This is a genomic window from Brevundimonas naejangsanensis DSM 23858 (assembly GCF_000421705.1).
Taxonomy (GTDB): Bacteria; Pseudomonadota; Alphaproteobacteria; order Caulobacterales; family Caulobacteraceae; genus Brevundimonas; species Brevundimonas naejangsanensis.
On the sequence record NZ_ATXN01000003.1, the window covers coordinates 102800 to 120124 of the forward strand.

General features: G+C 69.0%; 14 protein-coding genes. 9 read left to right on the plus strand and 5 right to left on the minus strand.

What is annotated here, in order from left to right:
- The first annotated feature begins 4 nt into the window (after window positions 1-4).
- From H556_RS0107915 to H556_RS0107925, 3 genes are read left to right on the plus strand one after another with little or no spacing between them, the layout of a single operon-like run.
- On the plus strand, window positions 5-3895 hold the full coding sequence (locus H556_RS0107915) for a non-ribosomal peptide synthetase (protein ID WP_024353928.1): 3891 nt from the start codon (window positions 5-7) through the stop codon (window positions 3893-3895).
- Entirely contained in the window at window positions 3892-4662 is a 771-nt protein-coding gene (locus tag H556_RS0107920; RefSeq protein WP_024353929.1) for a 2,3-dihydro-2,3-dihydroxybenzoate dehydrogenase, read from the plus strand. The genes H556_RS0107915 and H556_RS0107920 overlap by 4 nt, the downstream gene beginning before the upstream one ends.
- Before the next feature lie 35 nt (window positions 4663-4697).
- Window positions 4698-6710: a TonB-dependent receptor gene (locus H556_RS0107925; RefSeq protein WP_024353930.1), complete on the plus strand. Its 2013-nt coding sequence runs from the start codon at window positions 4698-4700 to the stop codon at window positions 6708-6710.
- 27 nt (window positions 6711-6737) lie between these two features.
- Here the strand turns inward: H556_RS0107925 and H556_RS0107930 are convergent, their stop codons facing one another.
- From H556_RS0107930 to H556_RS0107940, 3 genes are read right to left on the minus strand one after another with little or no spacing between them, the layout of a single operon-like run.
- Window positions 6738-7133 carry an OsmC family protein gene (locus tag H556_RS0107930; RefSeq protein WP_024353931.1) on the minus strand — a complete coding sequence of 132 codons (396 nt, stop codon included), beginning with the start codon at window positions 7131-7133 and terminating at the stop codon, window positions 6738-6740.
- Window positions 7134-7147: 14 nt separating this feature from the next.
- Window positions 7148-8044, minus strand: coding sequence for a pirin family protein (locus H556_RS0107935; RefSeq protein ID WP_024353932.1), 897 nt, complete (start codon window positions 8042-8044; stop codon window positions 7148-7150).
- 60 nt (window positions 8045-8104) lie between these two features.
- Entirely contained in the window at window positions 8105-8977 is an 873-nt protein-coding gene (locus H556_RS0107940) for a pirin family protein (protein WP_024353933.1), read from the minus strand.
- Between the two features lie 126 nt (window positions 8978-9103).
- Between H556_RS0107940 and H556_RS0107945 the strand changes: the two genes are divergently transcribed.
- From H556_RS0107945 to H556_RS0107955, 3 genes are read left to right on the plus strand one after another with little or no spacing between them, the layout of a single operon-like run.
- Entirely contained in the window at window positions 9104-10060 is a 957-nt protein-coding gene (locus tag H556_RS0107945) for a LysR substrate-binding domain-containing protein (protein WP_024353934.1), read from the plus strand.
- Window position 10061: 1 nt separating this feature from the next.
- Window positions 10062-10619: an NADPH-dependent FMN reductase gene (locus tag H556_RS0107950; RefSeq protein WP_024353935.1), complete on the plus strand. Its 558-nt coding sequence runs from the start codon at window positions 10062-10064 to the stop codon at window positions 10617-10619.
- The gene (locus tag H556_RS0107955) at window positions 10616-11101 is read left to right on the plus strand and encodes a GNAT family N-acetyltransferase (protein WP_024353936.1); all 486 of its coding nucleotides are present in this window, start codon (window positions 10616-10618) and stop codon (window positions 11099-11101) included. The genes H556_RS0107950 and H556_RS0107955 overlap by 4 nt, the downstream gene beginning before the upstream one ends.
- A 118-nt stretch (window positions 11102-11219) precedes the next feature.
- Here the strand turns inward: H556_RS0107955 and H556_RS0107960 are convergent, their stop codons facing one another.
- Together H556_RS0107960 and H556_RS0107965 are read right to left on the minus strand one after the other, a co-directional pair.
- On the minus strand, window positions 11220-12083 hold the full coding sequence (locus tag H556_RS0107960) for a membrane protein (RefSeq protein WP_024353937.1): 864 nt from the start codon (window positions 12081-12083) through the stop codon (window positions 11220-11222).
- Window positions 12080-12979 (minus strand): ABC transporter ATP-binding protein, encoded by a 900-nt coding sequence (locus H556_RS0107965; RefSeq protein ID WP_024353938.1) that lies wholly within the window; start codon window positions 12977-12979, stop codon window positions 12080-12082. Before H556_RS0107965 ends, H556_RS0107960 begins: the two co-directional genes overlap by 4 nt.
- Before the next feature lie 106 nt (window positions 12980-13085).
- On the opposite strand from H556_RS0107965, the gene H556_RS0107970 reads away from it, so the two are divergent.
- The 3 genes from H556_RS0107970 (at window position 13086) to H556_RS0107980 (ending at window position 17179) form a co-directional block, all read left to right on the plus strand.
- A complete protein-coding gene (locus tag H556_RS0107970) occupies window positions 13086-14321 on the plus strand; it encodes an alkaline phosphatase family protein (protein WP_024353939.1) in 1236 nt (411 codons plus the stop codon).
- Between the two features lie 69 nt (window positions 14322-14390).
- Window positions 14391-15695 (plus strand): TCR/Tet family MFS transporter, encoded by a 1305-nt coding sequence (locus H556_RS0107975; RefSeq protein ID WP_024353940.1) that lies wholly within the window; start codon window positions 14391-14393, stop codon window positions 15693-15695.
- Window positions 15696-15790: 95 nt separating this feature from the next.
- Complete coding sequence (locus tag H556_RS0107980) at window positions 15791-17179, plus strand: Do family serine endopeptidase (protein WP_024353941.1); 1389 nt, start codon at window positions 15791-15793, stop codon at window positions 17177-17179.
- Window positions 17180-17325: the final 146 nt, after the last annotated feature.

The window sequence follows — 17325 nt, forward strand, 5'->3', positions numbered from 1 at the left end:
TATCATGGACGACGGACGCATGGCGGCGGCGCTGGAATACCCGCTGACGGAAGCCCAATCCGGCCTGTGGTTCGCCCAGAGACTGGACCCGGCCAATCCGATCTTTAACACGGCCCACTATCTCGACATTAGGGGCGATCTGGATGTCGAGGCTTTCCGCGCCGCCGTCGATCAGACCGCGGCTGAGGCCGAGGCCCTGTCGCTGCGTTTCGTCGAACGAGACGGCGAGGTCTTCCAGACGCTCGACCCGACCCATCGGCCCCAGCTTCAGATCGTCGACGTATTCGCCGCCGCCGATCCGGTCGCCGAGGCCGTGGCCGCCATGCGCCGCGATCACGAGACGCCGCTGGACCCGACCCGCGACCCGCTGGCCGCCAACATCTTGTTCCTGATGGGACCGCAACGCTTCCTGTGGAGTCTGCGCGTCCACCACCTGGCCACCGACGGCTTCGGCATGGCCCTGCTGACCAACCGCACAGCCGAGCTCTACAACGCCGCGCGTGGCGGCCCGGCGCCCGGCCCGGCCTTCAACCCCATCGCCAAGGTGTGGGAGGAAGACGCCGCCTATCGCGTATCCGACAAGCGCACGGCCGACGCGGCTTACTGGCGCGAGATCATGGGCGACGCGCCTGAAGTCGCCTCTCTGGCGCCGGGCAAGGCGACGACCGCCCACCGCTTCCATCGCATCGAGCGCGCCCTGCCGCCCGAGGTCACGGCCCGCCTGCGCGCCCGCGCCGACGCCGGGCGCCTGTCATGGCCCGACGTGCTGACCGCCATCGGCGCCGCCTATGTCCGCCGCTTCTCGGGCGCGGAAGAGGCTGTGATCGGCGTGCCGTGGATGGGCCGCATGGGCAGCGTATCGGCGCGCACGCCCGCCATGGTCATGAACGTCCCGCCGCTGCGCCTGACGCTGGACGAGGACGCCCCGCTGGACGAACAGCTGATTGTGGCCTCCAAGGCCCTGATCAAGACCCGTCGCCACGGACGTTACCGCAGCGAGCAGTTGCGGCGCGACCTGGGCCTGATCGGCGGGGCGCGGCGCCTGTATGGGCCGCTAGTCAACGTCCTGCCGTTCGACCTGCCGCCGCGCTTTGCGGGGCTGGATACGACGTTGAAGGTGCTGGGCACAGGCCCGGTGGACGACATCAGCTTCACCTTCCGCGGCGACGCCGCCCCGGCCCTGACGCTGGAAGTCGACGCCAACCCCGACCTCTACACGCTGGAGGAGGCTGCCGCCCACGCAGAGCGTCTGGCCGCCTTTCTGACGAACGCGCTGGACGCCGAAACGCTGGGCGAGGTTCCCATCGCCACGCCGAGCGAGGCCGCGCGCGAACTCGAAGCCTTCAACGACACCGCCCACCCCGTTCCCGACACGACGCTGACCGCCCTGCTGGAGGCGGCGATGAAGGCGACGCCGGACGCCCCGGCGCTGACCTTCGGCGATCAGACCTTCACCTACGCCCAACTGGACCGCCGCACGGCGGCGCTGGCCTCGGCCCTGGCGGCGCGCGGCGTGGGGCGCGAGAGCCTGGTGGCCGTGGCCCTGCCGCGTTCGCTGGAGCTTGTGATCGCGCTGGTCGCGACCTTACGCGCAGGCGGAGCCTATCTGCCGCTCGATCTGGAGCATCCGGCCGAGCGGATCGCCGCCATCGTCCGCGCCGCCGGGCCGAGCGTCGTCCTGGCGCATGAAGACATCGGCGGCGCCTTCGGCGAGGCCCTGCTGGCGCCCGCCGACTGGCCGCTGGACGGGGCTGCGCCTGCGGTGGCGCAAGGGGGCGAGGACGCCGCCTATGTCATCTATACCTCGGGGTCGACCGGCGATCCCAAGGGAGTGCTGGTCGAGCATCGGGCCATCGTCAATCGCCTGCTGTGGATGCAGGCCGAATACGGCATCGGCGTCCACACCCGCATCCTGCAGAAGACGCCCGCCACCTTCGACGTCTCGGTGTGGGAGTTCTTCCTGGCGCTGATTTCCGGCGGCGAACTCGTCGTGGCCTCGCCCGGCGCGCACCGCGATCCGGCCGCCATCGCCGGGCTGATCCGCGGCCATGCGGTCACCGACCTGCACTTCGTCCCCTCCATGCTGTCGGCCTTTCTGGCCGATCCGGCGGCCAAGGGGATCGCGGTCGCCCACGTCTTCTGCAGCGGCGAGGAGCTTCCCGCCGAACTGCGCGACCGTTTCCACCAGACGGTGAGCGCCGAACTGCACAACCTCTACGGCCCGACCGAGGCGGCGGTTGACGTCAGCTATTGGGCCGCCGGGCCGGATGATGCGTCGCGCCCCATGCCGATCGGCTGGCCGGTATGGAACACGCGGCTGGTCATTCTGGACGAGCGTCTGCGCCCCGTGGCGCCCGGCATGGGCGGACACCTGCATCTGGGCGGGGTGCAGCTGGCGCGCGGCTATCTGAACCGGCCTGACCTGACCGAGGACCGCTTCATCCCCGACCCGCACCATCCGGGCCAGCGGCTGTATCGCACCGGCGACGTGGCGCGCCGGCGGGCGGACGGGGCGGTCGTCTATCTGGGCCGCAGCGACCATCAGGTGAAGATTCGCGGCCTGCGCATCGAACTGGGCGAGATCGAAGCCGCCGTCATCGCCTCGGGCCTCGCGCGCGAGACGGTGGTGCTGGCGCGCGAAGACCGTCCCGGCGAGCGCCGTCTGGTCGCCTATCTGGTCCCGGCCGAGGGTTATGACCCAGCCGCTCTGAAGGCGAAGCTGGCCGCGCGCCTGCCCGACTATATGGTGCCCGCCGCCATCGTGGCGCTGGACGCCCTGCCGACGACCTCCAACGGCAAGCTGGACCGCAAGGCGCTGCCCGCCCCGGTGTTCGAGGCCGCTGCGGGTCGCGCGGCCGAGACGCCGACCGAGAAAATCATCGCTGAACTGTTCGCCGAGACGCTGGGCAGGTCCGAACCGGCGGGCGCCGACGACGACTTCTTCACCCTGGGCGGCGACTCCCTGCTGGCGGTGCATCTGATGATGCTGATCCGCGAGCGGCTGGGGCGCGATCCGGGGCTGGGGGCCCTGTTCGACCGGCCGCGCGTGGCCGAACTGGCGGCCCTGATCGACGCCGAGGCGCTGGACTTCGACAACGGGCTGGGCGTGCTGATCCGTCTGGCCGAGGGCGACCCGGCCCTGCCGCCGCTGTTCCTGATCCATCCGGCGGGAGGGCTGTCGTGGGGCTATCGCACCCTGGCGCGCGCCCTGTCGCCGCGCCGCACGGTGTGGGGCGTGCAGTCGCCCGCGCTGGACCCGCAGAACGCCCTGCCGGACTGCATCGAGGGGCTGGCGTCCGTCTATGTGGATCACATTCTGGCCTTGGGCGCGCCCGGTCCGGTTCACATCGCAGGCTGGTCCGTCGGCGGCATCATCGCCCAGGCGGCGGCGGTCGAGCTGGAGCGACGCGGCGTCAAGGTCGGCCTGATGGCCATGCTGGATTCCTATCCGGCCGAGTGCTGGCGCGCCGAACCGGAACCGGACCCCGTCGACGCCATGCGGGCCCTGCTGGCCATCGCCGGATACGACCCGACCCAGTATCCCGAGCTGCGCAGCCGCGCGGCCATTGTCGCCTTCCTGAAGGCGGGCGACAGCGCGCTGGGCGGCCTGCCCGAGGCGGCGCTGGACGGGGTGATCCGCGTGGTGCTGGACACCAACCGTCTGGTGCGGGAACACCACCACAGGCCCTTCGGCGGCCGCACCACCCACGTCCGCGCGGCGCTGGATCACAAGGATCGCGACCTGACGCCGGGCCTGTGGCGGCCTTATTCGCCCGATCTGGACGTGGTCGAGGTTCCCTTCCTGCACCCGCAACTGACCGGCCCGGCGGCGACGGCCTTGATCGCCCCTGAGCTCGACGCCCGCATGACCGCCTTCGAGGAGATCGCACGATGAGAGACAGCGGACTGTCCGGCCGTCTGGCCCTGGTCACGGGCGCGGGCGGCGGTATCGGCGCCGCCGTGGTGCGTCTGCTGGTCGAGGAGGGCGCGCGCGTGGTCGCCACCGACCTGCCGTCCACTGCCCTGTCGGGGCTGGCCTTCCTGAACGGCGTGCGGGTCGAGCCGCTGGACGTGTCCGACGGCGCGGCGGTCGAAGCTCTGTTCGACCGCATCGAGGCCGAGGACGGCCCGATCGACTTCGTGGCCAGCGTGGCGGGCGTCCTGTCCAATGTGACGGTGGATCAGACCTCCGACGCCGAGTGGCGCCGTGTGTTCGCGGTCAATACGGATGGGCCTTTCCACCTGGGCCGCGAGGTTTCGCGGCGGATGGGCGAGCGGGGCAAAGGGGCCTTCGTCACCGTCAGCTCTAACGCCGCAGGCGTGCCGCGTCATGCGATGGCGGCCTATGCGGCGTCCAAGGCCGCGGCGACCATGTTCACCCGCTGTCTGGGGCTGGAGCTGGGGCCCAAGGGCGTCCGCTGCAACATCGTCGCCCCCGGCTCGACCCTGACGCCGATGCAGACCGGCATGTGGGCCGACGATGACGGCGCCGCCCGCGTCATCGCCGGTTCGCCGGAAACCTTTAAGGCCGGGATTCCGTTGCAGAAGCTGGCGACGCCGGAAGACATCGCAGAGGCCGTGGTCTTCCTGTTGTCGGATCGTGCGGCGCACATCACCATGACGGACCTCTACGTCGACGGCGGAGCGACCCTGCGCGCCTGACGCCGAGGCCGGTTTTTTACGGGGGCGTTTGGGTTTTGGACATACAGCCGACGGTCGTTGACGAAGTCGTGGTCACAGCGGCGCGTCTGCCGCCGGCGGCGGGGGAGGCGGCCTTTTCGGTCGTGCGGCTGGATGGGCTTGCGTTGGATCGGTCGACGCGGCTGGACGAGGCGCTGGCCAGCGTGCCTGCGGTCTCCCTGTTCCGACGCACCACCAGCCTGTCCGCCAATCCGACGACGCAGGGGATATCCCTGCGCGCCATCGCGCCGTCAGGGGCGGGGCGGACGTTGGTGACTCTGGACGGCGTACCGCTGAATGATCCGTTCGGCGGCTGGGTCCTGTGGTCGCAACTGCCGACTGAGGCTCTGGAAAGCCTCGATATCGTACGCGGCGCGGGGGCCGGTCCCTATGGCGCGGGCGCCCTGACCGGGGTCATCCAACTGCGCGAGCGAGAACGCGGCGGGGTGCTGGACGCCTCGATCGCCGAAAGGGGCGGGGCACGGCTGGCAGGCGCGGGCGGGCTCGACGCCGGCCCTCTGCGCCTGACGGGCTCGGCCCTTTATGAGACCAGCGACGGCTATACGCCCGTGCGCGGCGCGGCGGCCGGGACGGCGGACACGCCGCTGGATCTGACCACCAGGGCGGCGGCGCTGCGGCTGGACGCGCCGCTGGGCGAGGCCAGTCTGTCGCTGCGCGCCTCGGCCTATGACGAAGAGCGCGGCTCGGGCCTCATGGGGGCGCGGTCCAGCGCCAGCGGTCACCTGCTGTCGGCCACGGCGGCGAAGCGGCCGCAGGACGGCGACTATGGCTGGCGACTGCAGGCCTGGCGACGCGAAAGCGATTTCGCCAATACCTCCGTCGCGGTGGCGGCGGACCGCAACGCGACCACGCCCGCCAATGATCAGTATGAGACGCCCGCAACCGGCTGGGGCGTCAACGCCGCGCTGCGCCGCGCCTCGCGCGACGTGGCGGGCGGACGGCTGGAATGGGAGCTGGGCGCCGACGCCCGCTTCAACGAGGGCGAGACCCGCGAACGCTTCCGCTTCATGGACGGCGCCTTCACCCGCGACCGCATCGCGGGCGGCGAGACTGCAGTGGCGGGCCTCTACGGCGAGGCATCGTGGCGCAACGACCTGTGGCTGGTGGCCGGGGGCCTGCGTCTGGACAGCTGGAAGAATGAGAACGGCCGCCGTCTGGAGCGTGATCGGGCCGATGGAACGGCGACCCTGGACGAGGCCGATACCGACCGCTCGGGCGAGGTGGTCAGCGCGCGTCTGGCGGCGCGGCGCTTCCTCGGCGGCGGCTGGGCGGGGCGGGCGGCGGCCTATTCCGGCTTCCGCCCGGCGACGCTGAACGAACTGCACCGCCCGTTCCGGGTCGGCAACGACCTGACCGAGGCCAACGCCGCCCTGGTTCCCGAGACCCTTCAGGGCGTGGAGGCGGGGCTGGCCTATGAGGGGCCGATCGCGGCCTTCGGCGCGACCCTGTTCTGGAACCGGATCGAGGACGCCATAGTCAATGTGACCATCGGCGAGGGGCCGGGAACCTTCCCGCGCGCAGGCTTTGTTCCGGCCGGCGGCGTGCTGCGTCAGCGTCAGAACGCCGGGACCATCCAAGCGACAGGGATCGAACTCACGGCGCGCCGCAGCCTGCCCGGCGGTCTGAGTCTGGACGGCGCCGTTTCCGTCACCGACGCCCGCATGGACGGCGGTTCGGCGGCGCCGCAGCTGACGGGCCTGCGTCCGGCCCAGGCGCCGATCTGGAGCGCCACGGCCGGGCTGGACTGGCGCGCCGGCGAACGCCTGACCCTGGCGGCCCAGGCCCGCTATGAGAGCAAGCGATTTGAAGACGACCTGAACAGCCGTGTTCTGGGCGCTGCGGTAGTGGTGGACGCCCGCGCCGAATGGCGGATAACGCCCGCCGCCATGATCTGGGCAGCCGCCGACAACCTGTTCGACGAAGCGGTCGAGGTGTCCGAGACTGGAACCGGCGTCGAGGGCTACGGCCCGCCGCGCACCCTGCGGCTGGGCGTCCGCTGGACTTACTGAGGGCGCAGGCCCCGCGGCGGCAGGGCGTTACGCCAGCCTTGTGTTGACTGGGACGCCGTTCTTGATCGCCAGGGTGACAGGCGTGCGCTCGGCGACATCGGCTAGGCGCGCGCGTTGGGCTTCGTCCAGAGGACCGACAGGCGTCAGGACGCGTTCGATCCGGGGCGGATTTTCGCCGCCGAGATATTCCAGCTGAACGTCGAGCGCTTCCAGCGGCCAGTCCTTCCGCTCGGCGTACATCTTCAGCGTGATGGCCGTGCAGGCCCCCAACGCCGAGATCAGCAGGTCGAAGGGCGCTGGCCCCTGATCCCCGCCGTTCAGCCGTTGCGGCTCGTCAGCGGTAAGGAGGTGTTGCAGGTCGCCGCCTGTCCGGATCGTGGTCCGATAGCGCGCGGCGCCGATATGGGCGTGTGCGATAGCCATGATGACGACTCCGATCAGGACATGGGCGGGGGAGGCGGCGTGCGGTCCGGCGGCAGGGGGATGAACTCCTGATCATCCATGTCGGGCAGCTTCATGCGCCCGGCGCGCCAGTCGGCCTTGGCCTGTTCGATCCGATCCTGCGACGAGGAAACGAAGTTCCACTCGATGAAACGCTCTCCCACCGGCTCGCCGCCCAGCACCATGACGGTGGTCGGCTGCAGGGCGTGGATGACCGATGGCGATCCCTTGGACAGCACCGCCATCTGGCCGTGGCCTAGGGGCCTGCCGCCGTCGATTTCGACCAGCCCCTGAACGACGTAGACGGCGCTTTCGGAATGGTCGGTCGGGGTCTGGAAGCGGGCGCCGGGCTCAAGCTCCAGATGCATATAGTGCAGGGGCGAGAAGGTGCTGACGCCCGCCTTCATGCCCATCGTTTCACCCGCGACCAGACGGCCTTTGACGCCGTTCTCGATCCAGGTCGGCAGGTCGCCGGGCACAACGTGCTGGAAGGAGGGATCGATCTCTTCCTGCCCATTGGGCAGGGCGATCCAGGCCTGGATGCCTTCAAGACGTAGGCCCTCCATCCGCGCCCGCTCGAAGCGTTCGGAGTGGGTGACGCCGCTGCCGGCGGTCATCCAGTTGACCTCGGCCGGGCGGATGTCCTGTTGGACGCCCAGACTGTCGCGGTGGGTGATCTCGCCGTCGAACAGATAGGTCAGCGTCGAGATGCCGATGTGCGGGTGCGGGCGCACGTCGACCGTCTTGGGAATACCGGCGGGCATGTCGACCGGGCCCATGTGGTCGAAGAAGACGAACGGGCCGACCATGCGACGCTTGGCGTAGGGCAGGACGCGGCCGACCTCGAAGCCGCCGAGGTCCTTGCGGCGCTGGTCGATGATGAGTTCGATCATGGGGGCCTCCTTGAAAGGGCGGCGGCCCGGCGATGGCCGGGCCGCCTGTTGCTCAGTGTGTCACGCTGCGGCGGGAATGTCGCCGAAGCGGCCGCTGTTGAAGTCCGTGATGGCGGTGCGGATTTCGTCCTCGTTATTCATCACGAAGGGGCCGTAGCCGACGATGGGCTCGTCGATCGGCTCTCCGGTCAGGATCAGCAGGGTCGTGTCCGCATCGGCGCTCAGGGTCACGCTGTCGCCCTGACGGTCCAGCAGCAGGGCCTCGGCGGCGCCCGCGGGCTGGTCGCCGTTGACGGTGACATGACCCGACAGAACCACCACCATGGCCGTGTGGCCTTCGGGCAGATCCAGCGTCGTCTCGGCGTCCCGGTTCAGCCGCACGTCCCACACATTGATGGGAGTGAAGGTCGTGGCCGGTCCTTTCGAGCCCTCCATCGCGCCGGCGATGATCCGCGCGGTTCCTGCATTGTCAGGCAGGGAAACGATCGGAATGTCGGCGTTCAGGATCGACTGGTAGCCGGGACGGGTCATCTTGTCCTTGGCGGGCAGGTTGACCCAGAGTTGAACCATGCGGAAGGGGCCGCCGGTGCGCGAGAAGGCCGGAGAATGGAACTCCTCGTGCAGGATGCCGCCGCCCGCCGTCATCCACTGGACGTCGCCGGGGCCGATGATTCCGCCCTGGCCGGTCGAGTCGCGATGCTCGACCTCGCCGTCATAGACGATGGTCACGGTCTCGAAGCCGCGGTGCGGATGCTGGCCCACGCCGCGCCGCTCGGTCGTCGGCTCGAAGTTGTAGGGACCGGCGTAGTCGAGCAGCAGGAAGGGGCTGACCTGTTTGCCCACGGCGTTGTAGGAAAACAGCGAACGGACGGGGAAGCCGTCGCCGACCCAGTGGCCGCGGTCGTTGCCGTAACGGCCCAGAACCTTCTTCATGGTCTTGTCTCCATTCGTTGGATCGGCCGTTGGGGGCAGGGCCGATCGCGTTGAAGACTTTATGACTCTGGAACGCCGGGCTGGACAGATTGCGAAATCGCCTCGCTGCGTCCTATCAATAGGACGATGAGAGACCTCAACGACCTTTATTACTTCGTGCAGGTGGTGGATCACCTCGGCTTCGCCCCGGCGGCGCGGGCGCTGGGGATGCAGAAATCCAAGCTGAGCCGCCGCATCGCCGCGCTGGAAGACCAACTGGGCACGCGGCTGATCCAGCGCTCGTCGCGCAAATTTTCGGTCACGGAGATCGGCCAGGCCTATTACCAGCACTGCCTCGCCATGCTGGTCGAGGCCGAGGCGGCGCAGGCCCTGATCGACGGCGCCCGGTCCGAGCCGTGCGGCACCATCCGCGTCGCCTGCGCGCCGGGTCTGCTGACCTATCAGATGAGCGGGCTGATCTTGCGCTTCATGGCCCTGTATCCCGAGCTGGAGGTGCAGCTTCACAGCACCAGCCGTCGGGTGGACGTCATCGGCGAAGGGTTTGATCTGGCCATCCGCGTGCGCGAGCCGCCGCTGGAGCAGACCGATCTGGTCATGCGTAAACTGGACGAAAGCGTGCATCGCCTGGTCGCCAGCCCGGACCTGATCGCTCGCATGGGAGCGCCGACCGGTCCGGCCGATCTTGCAGGCTGGCCCAGCGTGGATTTCGGCCCGGCGCATCGCGATCATGTTTGGGCCCTGCATCATAAGGAAGGCATGACGGCGTCAGTGCGTCATGCGCCGCGTCTGGTCACCGACGACCTGCACATGCTGCACGAAGGCGCCTTGAACGGCCTGGGCGTGGGCCTGCTGCCCAGCGTGGCGGTGATGCGCGACCTGGAGGCGGGGCGGCTGATCGACCTCTTGCCGGACTGGAGGCCCAAGAAGTGGATCGTCCACGCGGTCTTCCCGTCGCGGCGGGGGCTGCTGCCTTCGGTGCGCATGCTGCTGGATTTTCTGGTCGAGGGTTGCGCCGAGCAGCAAATTCACGGCGAAAGGCTGTCGTCGCCTGATACGGCGACGCTAGCGGAGATGAAGGACTGAGATGCGTCTGGTCGGACTGTCGGGCAGCCTGCGGGCGGCCTCCTACAACAGCGCCCTGCTGCGCGCGGCGCAGGAGACGGCGCCCGCAGATGTGGAGCTGATCGCCGCGACCATCCACGGCATCCCTCTTTATGACGGCGACCTGGAGGCCGAGCAGGGCCTGCCCGAGGCCGTGGTGGCGCTGAAGGATCTGATCGCCGGCTGCGACGGGCTGATGCTGTTCACGCCCGAATACAACAACTCCATCCCCGGCCCGTTCAAGAACGCCATCGACTGGCTGAGCCGGCCCAGTTCAGACATCGGTCGGGTGTTCGGCGGGCGGCCGGTGGCGGTGCTGGGCGCCTCGCCTGGACCGTTCGGGACGCTGATGAGCCAGGCGGCCTGGCTGCCGGTGTTGCGCACCCTGGGCGCGGCGCCGTGGTTCGGGGCCAGGCTGATGGTCACACGCGCGGGCGACGCCTTCGACGCCGAAGGCCGCCTGATCGACGCGGATACGCGCCGACGGTTGACCGCCTTCGTCGCCGGTTTTGCGGACCACTGTCGGGGGGCTTCGGCATGAGCGGCGAAAGCTTCGCCATCGTCGCCTATCGGCCGGACCATCGCGACGCCTGGCGGACGCTGAACGAAGCCTGGCTGGCCGAGGGCGGCTTCGCGATCGAAGCCAAGGACCGCAAGGTTCTGGGCGATCCTGAAGGCCAGATCCTGAGGCCGGGCGGCCGCATCTTCTTTGTCGAGCAGGCGGGACAGGCCGTCGGCTGCTGCGCCCTGATGGCGATGGACGACGGCGGCTATGAGGTCGCCAAGATGACCATTGCGCCGTCCGCGCGCGGTCAGGGGCTGTCGCGCCGCCTGCTGGACGCCTGCGAGGCGGCGGCCCGCGAGGCGGGGGCGCATCGCCTCTATCTGGAGACCAGTTCGACGCTCGGCCCGGCTCTGGCGCTCTATGACAGCTTCGGCTTCGTGCGCCTGCCGCCGCGCGATACGCCCTATGTCCGGGCCGACGTCTTCATGGAGAAGGCGCTGGGTTTCTCCTCCCCATGACATGGGAAGGTGGATCGGCGGCGTAGCCGTCGAGACGGAGGGGCTGCTTGGTTCCGCAGCCCTAAGCCCCTCCACCGCTACGCGGTCCCCCCTCCCCACGCAGTGGGGAGGAAAGATTCTACTCCTTCGACAGATCCTGTCGCTGGAACCACGCCAGGGCCAGAAGGAAGGGGCCGAAGCTCCACAGCACCAGTCCCGTGATGGCGCGCCAGACGGCGCCTGTGGGGACAAGGGCCGCTTCCATGCCGCCCTTGATCAGAAGCTTCAGCACTTCGAAGGCGTCGCCGGGCAATAGCAGCATCGTCGCCCAGTCGCCCATCTGCCAGCCGAACAGGGGGCTCAGTTTGGCCAGGAAGAACTGGCCGACGCCGATGACCAGAGGCACGAACAGCGCCGCCAGCAGGGATCGCGTCACTGTCGCCGCCAGCAGGCCAAGCAACAGGAACTGCACCACCCGCACATAGGACAGAAGCGTCAGCAGGCTGAACGCCTGCGCCTGTTCGCCGCCGAAGCCGAAGGCGAAGCTGCGCCCGAAGATCACGCCCTTGGCGACTTCGGCGCCCATGCCGGCGATCAACAGCAGGATCAACCCGGCCAGGGTCATCAGCTTGACCGCGCCTACCTTGCCCATGATCAGGTTCGGCCGGGTGTTGCGCGCCGTGATCAACCGCCAGGTCTCCCAGCGGTAGTCGCCGGCGAAGACGGTAGCCGCGCCGATCAACAGGAAGGCCAGCACGCCGGGGTTGGCCAGCCCGCTCGCCGCATCGACCAGCGATTGGCCCAGATCGACGGCGCTGGCGGTCAGTTTCAGTTCAACCGGCAGGGTCTGCATCGCCCCGTCCATCTTGGACCGAATGAACAGGAAGCTTGCGGTCGCCAGCGCCAGCGAGATCAGGGGCACGAAAACGACGCTCCAGAACACCGCCGTGCGGTTCTGCAGCAGGCGCCAGGTTTCGGCGCGGATGGCGTCGGCCAGCATCATGGGCGGCCTCCCTCGGCGGAAGAGGTTTCGGTCATGAAGACGCTTTCCAGATCGGCGCCGACCCAGCGGGCCTCGTCGATGTCCACGCCCTGTTCGATCAGGGCGCGCAGCAGGGCAGGGGCCTCGGCGCGGGGAACGGCGGCCATGACGGCGTCGTCCTGAACGCTGCCGCGCTCGCCCAGCACGGCCATGACCTTGGCCAGAGGCGTGGCGGACAGGCGCAGGCGCTCGCCCGAGGCGGTCAGGTCGCTGACCCTGCCCTCGGCCGCCAGCTTGCCCCGGTTCAGAATGGCGACGCGGTCGCACACGCGCTGGACCTCCAGCAGCTGGTGGCTGGCCAGGATGATGGTCACCCCGTCGTCGTCGGCCAGACTGCGGATCAGGGCGCGCATTTCCTGGATGCCGGGCGGGTCCATGCCGCTGGTCGGTTCGTCGAGGATGACCAGATCGGGCCGGGTCATCAGGGCGGCGGCGACGCCCAGCCGTTGCATCATGCCGACCGAGAAGCCACGCACCTTGCGGTCCGCCGCCTCGGACAGGCCGACACGATCCAGCCAGCGGTCGGTCTCGGCCTCTGCCCCCATCCCGTGCGCCAGCGCCAGCCAGCGCAGGGCCTGGCGCGCGGTAAGATAGGGCGGATAGCGCGGCGTCTCGATCATCGAGCCCATGCGACGGGTCACAGCCGGATCGCCGGTCGGCTGGCCCATGACCCGCACCTCGCCCGCCGTGGGCCGGATCAGGCCGAGAAGGATGCGGAACAGGGTCGACTTGCCCGCGCCGTTGGGCCCCAGCACCCCATAGACCCCGCCGCGCGGTATGCTGAGACTGAGGCCGTCCAGGGCGCGCACCGCGCCATAGGTCTTGGTCAGGCCGTTCGTTTCGATAACGCTGGTCATGGACGGGAGCGTGGCCCGGAGTTGAAAAACCGGCAAGCCGTCTTCTGTCTGTCGCGGATTAAGCTTAGGCAATATTCGCGAAAAAGTCGGTTTCCGGGAGTTCCTCATGTTTGATCGTCTGTTCGGCCTGGCGCGCGCCGCCGTCCTGACGCTGGCCGTCGCCGCCTGCGCCACCACGCTGCCCACGTCGCTGGTCGAAACGGCTCAGGCGCCGAACGTCATCCTGATCTCCATCGACGGCTTCCGCGCGGACTATCTGGAGCGCGGGGCGACGCCGGTGCTGGCGCAACTGGCGGCCGAGGGGGCGTCGGGACCGATGAAGCCGTCCTTCCCCAGCGTGACCTTTCCGAACCACTATACGCTCGTCACCGGTCTGCATCCTGATCACCACGGCATCGTCGGCAACAATATGGTCGACGCCGAACTGGGCCGCTTCTCGCTCGGCAACAAGCAGGCGGTCACCGATCGCCGCTGGTGGGATCAGGGCGAGCCGATCTGGGTCTCGGCCGAGCGGCAGGGCGTGAAGACGGCCACCATGTTCTGGCCGGGCTCCGAAGCTGACATTCGCGGGGTGCGTCCCAGCTATTGGACGCCTTTCGACCAGTCGATGCCGGGCGACGTCCGCGTCGATCAGGTGCTGGCCTGGATGGATCTGCCCGCCGCCCAGCGCCCGGCCCTGACCACCCTCTATTTCGATATCGTCGACACCATGGGGCACAACCACGGCCCGGATGCGTCGCAGACGCTGGAAGCGATGCGCTCGGTCGACGCCTCCATCGGGCGTTTGGTGGAGGGACTGAAGGCGCGGGGTCTGTATGACAACACCATGCTGGTGGTGGTGTCGGACCACGGCATGGCGGCGACCTCGCCGGACCGCGTCACCGTGCTGGACGACATCATTGATCCGGCTGCGGTGCAGATCGTCTATTCGGGCGCAGTCGCCTTCCTCAATCCGGTCGAGGGCCGTGAGGCCGAGGTGGAGCAGGCGCTGCTGGGCTCGCGCCCTCATCTGGACTGCTGGCGCAAGAGCGAGATTCCGGCGCGGCTGGCGCTGGGCTCGAATCCGCGCGTCTCGGCCATCGTCTGCGCGTCCGAGCCGGGCTGGCTGCTGGCGACTAAGGCGCGCCCGGTCACCCGGTCCGGCGGCGCCCACGGCTATGACAACGCCGCCCCCGAGATGCAGGCGATCTTCATCGCCCACGGTCCGGGCGTGATTGCAGGGCGGCGGCTGCAGAACCTGGACAGCGTCGACGTCCAGCCTTTCCTGGCCCGCCTGCTGGGCGTGACGGCGCCGCGGGGCGACGGTGACCCGAACGACACGCTGCCCGTCACGCAGCGCTAAGCGACTGATCGAGGTATGGGCTGGAAAAGGGCAGCGGAGTAGAACGGCGCTCCACCTCCGCGAGCATCCATGTCCCTGCATATCCCCAAGGTCCGCCGTGCGGCGATCGCCTTCATCCTTGTGACGGCGGTGCTGGACATCGTGGCGATGGGGATCGTCATTCCGGTCCTGCCGCATCTGATCGAGGAGTTTGTCGGGTCGAACGCGCGGGCAGGCCTGCTGAATGGCGTGTTTGTGGCCCTGTGGGCGGGGATGCAGTTCCTGGCCTCGCCGGTGATCGGCTCGCTGTCGGACCAGTACGGGCGCCGCCCGGTCATCCTGATCAGCTGCGCCGGGCTGGCCGCGGACTATGTCTTGATGGCGCTGGCGCCGAACCTGTGGTGGCTGGCGGTCGGGCGACTCGTGGCGGGCGTCACCTCGTCCAGCTTCACCACCATCTACGCCTATATGGCCGACATCACCGAGCCGGAAAAACGCGCCCGCGCCTATGGGCTGATCGGCGCGGCCTTCTCGGGCGGATTCGTGCTGGGGCCGGTGCTGGGGGGATTTCTGGGAGAGTTCGGACCGCGCGTGCCCTTCTGGGTGGCAGGGGCCCTATCGGGCTTGGCCTTCCTGTACGGCCTGTTCATCCTGCCGGAGAGCCTGGCGCCCGAGAAACGAATGCCCTTCAGCTGGCGGCGCGCCAATCCGATCGGCGCCATGATCCTGTTGAAACGTCACGCCGAGCTGGCGGGCCTCGCGGTCGTGAACTTCCTGCTCTATTTCGCCCACCACGTGTTTTCGGCGGTCTTCGTCCTTTACGCCGGGCTGCGTTACGGCTGGGGGCCGTGGCAGGTCGGTGCCTTGCTGGCCATGGTCGGGGTGCTGGACATGATTGTTCAGGGCGTGTTGGTCGGCCCGGCGTCCAAGCGGTTCGGCGACCGCGCGACCATGATCTTCGGCCTGTGCGGCGGGGCTGTGGGCATCGCCCTGATGGGCTGGGCGCTGACGGGCGTCGCCTTCATCATCGCCATGTTCCCCAACGCCTTGTGGGGTCTTGCCATGCCGACGCTTCAGTCCTTGATGACCCGACGCGTCGGCGAGAGCGAACAGGGCCAGCTGCAGGGTGCGAACATGAGCGTCGCTTCCATCGCCGGGGTGGCGTCGCCCCTGTTCTTCGGCTGGATCTATTCGGTGTCCGTGGGCGAGGGCGGCGGGCGGGCGGCGGTCTGGTTGTCGGATCGGGGGCTGCCTGCGGTGTCGGCCGCAGCCGACGCCATGCTGTCCGAGCCGGGGCTGGCCTTCTATCTGGCCTCCGTCGTGCTGGCGCTCGGGGCGTTGATCGGCTTCCTGACCGCGCGTCGGGCGGAACGGGACGAGGTCACGTCCGTTTGATCGCCGCCGCGCCCCGGATCGAACGACGGCCTTGATCCTGTCGAAAAGCCGAGGCGGAATGGATACAACGCCCAAGCTTGTAGAACCGGGACGAGATGAAGACTTCCAGACTGGCCATCGCCGCCGCCCTGATCCTGTCCGCCTGCGGCCAGCCGCAGCCCACCAAGGCGCAGGAAGGCGTCTTCGCCGAACAGCCCCGCGTCGCCCCGCGCGACGCCGGTTCGCTGAAGACCAGCTTCGCCCCCGTGGTGCGCGAGGCCGCCCCCGCCGTGGTGAATATTTCGGCGCGAGGCGTCCAGCGCGTGCGCGATCCCTTCTTTGAACTGTTCGGGGGCGGGCCGCAGTCGCGCGTGACCGGCTCCATCGGTTCGGGCGTGATCGTGCGTCCGGACGGGATCGTCGTGACCAACAACCACGTCATCCAGAACATGCAGGAGATCCGCGTCACCCTGAACGACCGGCGCGAATATCCGGCCAAGGTGCTGCTGGCGGACGAGCGGTCCGACATCGCCGTGCTGCAACTCGAGAACCTGGACGGCGACCTGCCAGTCCTGCGGATCGACGATCAGGAACAGCAGCAGGTCGGCGATCTGGTGCTGGCCATCGGCAACCCGTTCGGCGTCGGCCAGACTGTGACCAACGGCATCATCTCGGCCCTGAACCGCACCGAGACGGGCATCAGCGATTCCGGCTCCTTCATCCAGACCGACGCGCCGATCAATCCGGGCAATTCGGGCGGCGCCCTGGTCGACATGGACGGCGAACTGATCGGCATCAATACGGCGATCTTCTCGCGCTCGGGTTCGTCCAGCGGCGTCGGCTTCGCCGTGCCCGCAGCCATGGTCAAGCGGGTGGTGGATTCGGCTGTCGGCGGCGCCAAGGCGGTCGAGCGCGCCTGGTTGGGGGTCAAGGGCGATACGGTCAGCGCCGACATCGCTCGCAGTCTGGGCCTTGAGCGGCCGCAGGGGTTGATGGTCACCGACGTCTACGCCGGCGGGCCGGGCGCGCGCGCAGGCATCCAACAGGGCGATGTGATCACCGCCATCGACGGCGCAGAGGTCAATGATCAGGGCGGCCTGAACTTCCGCGTCGGCACCAAGTCGCCCAACGCTTCCGTCGCCGTCACGGTGCTGCGCGACGGCCGGACCCAGACGCTGAACGCCCGCGTCTCGACCCTGCCGGGCGATGCTGATCCGGGACAGGGTACGGTCGTGGGGCAGGGGGCGCTGGCCGGACTTCAGGGCGTGGCGCTGAACCCTGCGCTGGCCGACCGTCTGGGCGGCGATCCCTTTACCAGCGGCGTGGTGGTGACGGGCTTGCAGCGTAACAGCGTCCCGGCCCGCATCGGTCTGCGTCCCAACGATCTCGTGGTGCAGGTGGACGGCCGTGCCGTGACCTCGGTCTCGGCCCTCGGCCGCGCGCAGCGGGGCTCGGAATTGACCATCGTTCGCGGCGGCCGCCGTTTGACGGGCCGCTTGCCGTAAGGAAACCGACACCGCGTTTCTCCCTCCCCTTCATGGGGAGGGTGGTCGCGAAGCGACCGGGTGGGGAGGGCTCGGTGATGAGGGCGCGGCGCTTGATTAGCCTTGCCGTCCCCACCCGTCTTCGGCCTGCGGCCTCAGCCACCCTC

Excerpts from the sequence above, each read along its gene's own strand:
- H556_RS0107920 (WP_024353929.1), top strand. The coding sequence starts at position 3,892 with ATGAGAGACAGCGGACTGTCCGGCCGTCTGGCCCTGGTCACGGGCGCG.
- H556_RS0107930 (WP_024353931.1), bottom strand. The coding sequence starts at position 7,133 with ATGGCTATCGCACACGCCCATATCGGCGCCGCGCGCTATCGGACCACG.
- H556_RS0107915 (WP_024353928.1), top strand. The coding sequence starts at position 5 with ATGGACGACGGACGCATGGCGGCGGCGCTGGAATACCCGCTGACGGAA.
- H556_RS0107940 (WP_024353933.1), bottom strand. The coding sequence starts at position 8,977 with ATGAAGAAGGTTCTGGGCCGTTACGGCAACGACCGCGGCCACTGGGTC.
- H556_RS0107955 (WP_024353936.1), top strand. The coding sequence starts at position 10,616 with ATGAGCGGCGAAAGCTTCGCCATCGTCGCCTATCGGCCGGACCATCGC.
- H556_RS0107935 (WP_024353932.1), bottom strand. The coding sequence starts at position 8,044 with ATGATCGAACTCATCATCGACCAGCGCCGCAAGGACCTCGGCGGCTTC.
- H556_RS0107950 (WP_024353935.1), top strand. The coding sequence starts at position 10,062 with ATGCGTCTGGTCGGACTGTCGGGCAGCCTGCGGGCGGCCTCCTACAAC.
- H556_RS0107945 (WP_024353934.1), top strand. The coding sequence starts at position 9,104 with ATGAGAGACCTCAACGACCTTTATTACTTCGTGCAGGTGGTGGATCAC.
- H556_RS0107970 (WP_024353939.1), top strand. The coding sequence starts at position 13,086 with ATGTTTGATCGTCTGTTCGGCCTGGCGCGCGCCGCCGTCCTGACGCTG.
- H556_RS0107975 (WP_024353940.1), top strand. The coding sequence starts at position 14,391 with ATGTCCCTGCATATCCCCAAGGTCCGCCGTGCGGCGATCGCCTTCATC.
- H556_RS0107980 (WP_024353941.1), top strand. The coding sequence starts at position 15,791 with ATGAAGACTTCCAGACTGGCCATCGCCGCCGCCCTGATCCTGTCCGCC.
- H556_RS0107960 (WP_024353937.1), bottom strand. The coding sequence starts at position 12,083 with ATGATGCTGGCCGACGCCATCCGCGCCGAAACCTGGCGCCTGCTGCAG.
- H556_RS0107965 (WP_024353938.1), bottom strand. The coding sequence starts at position 12,979 with ATGACCAGCGTTATCGAAACGAACGGCCTGACCAAGACCTATGGCGCG.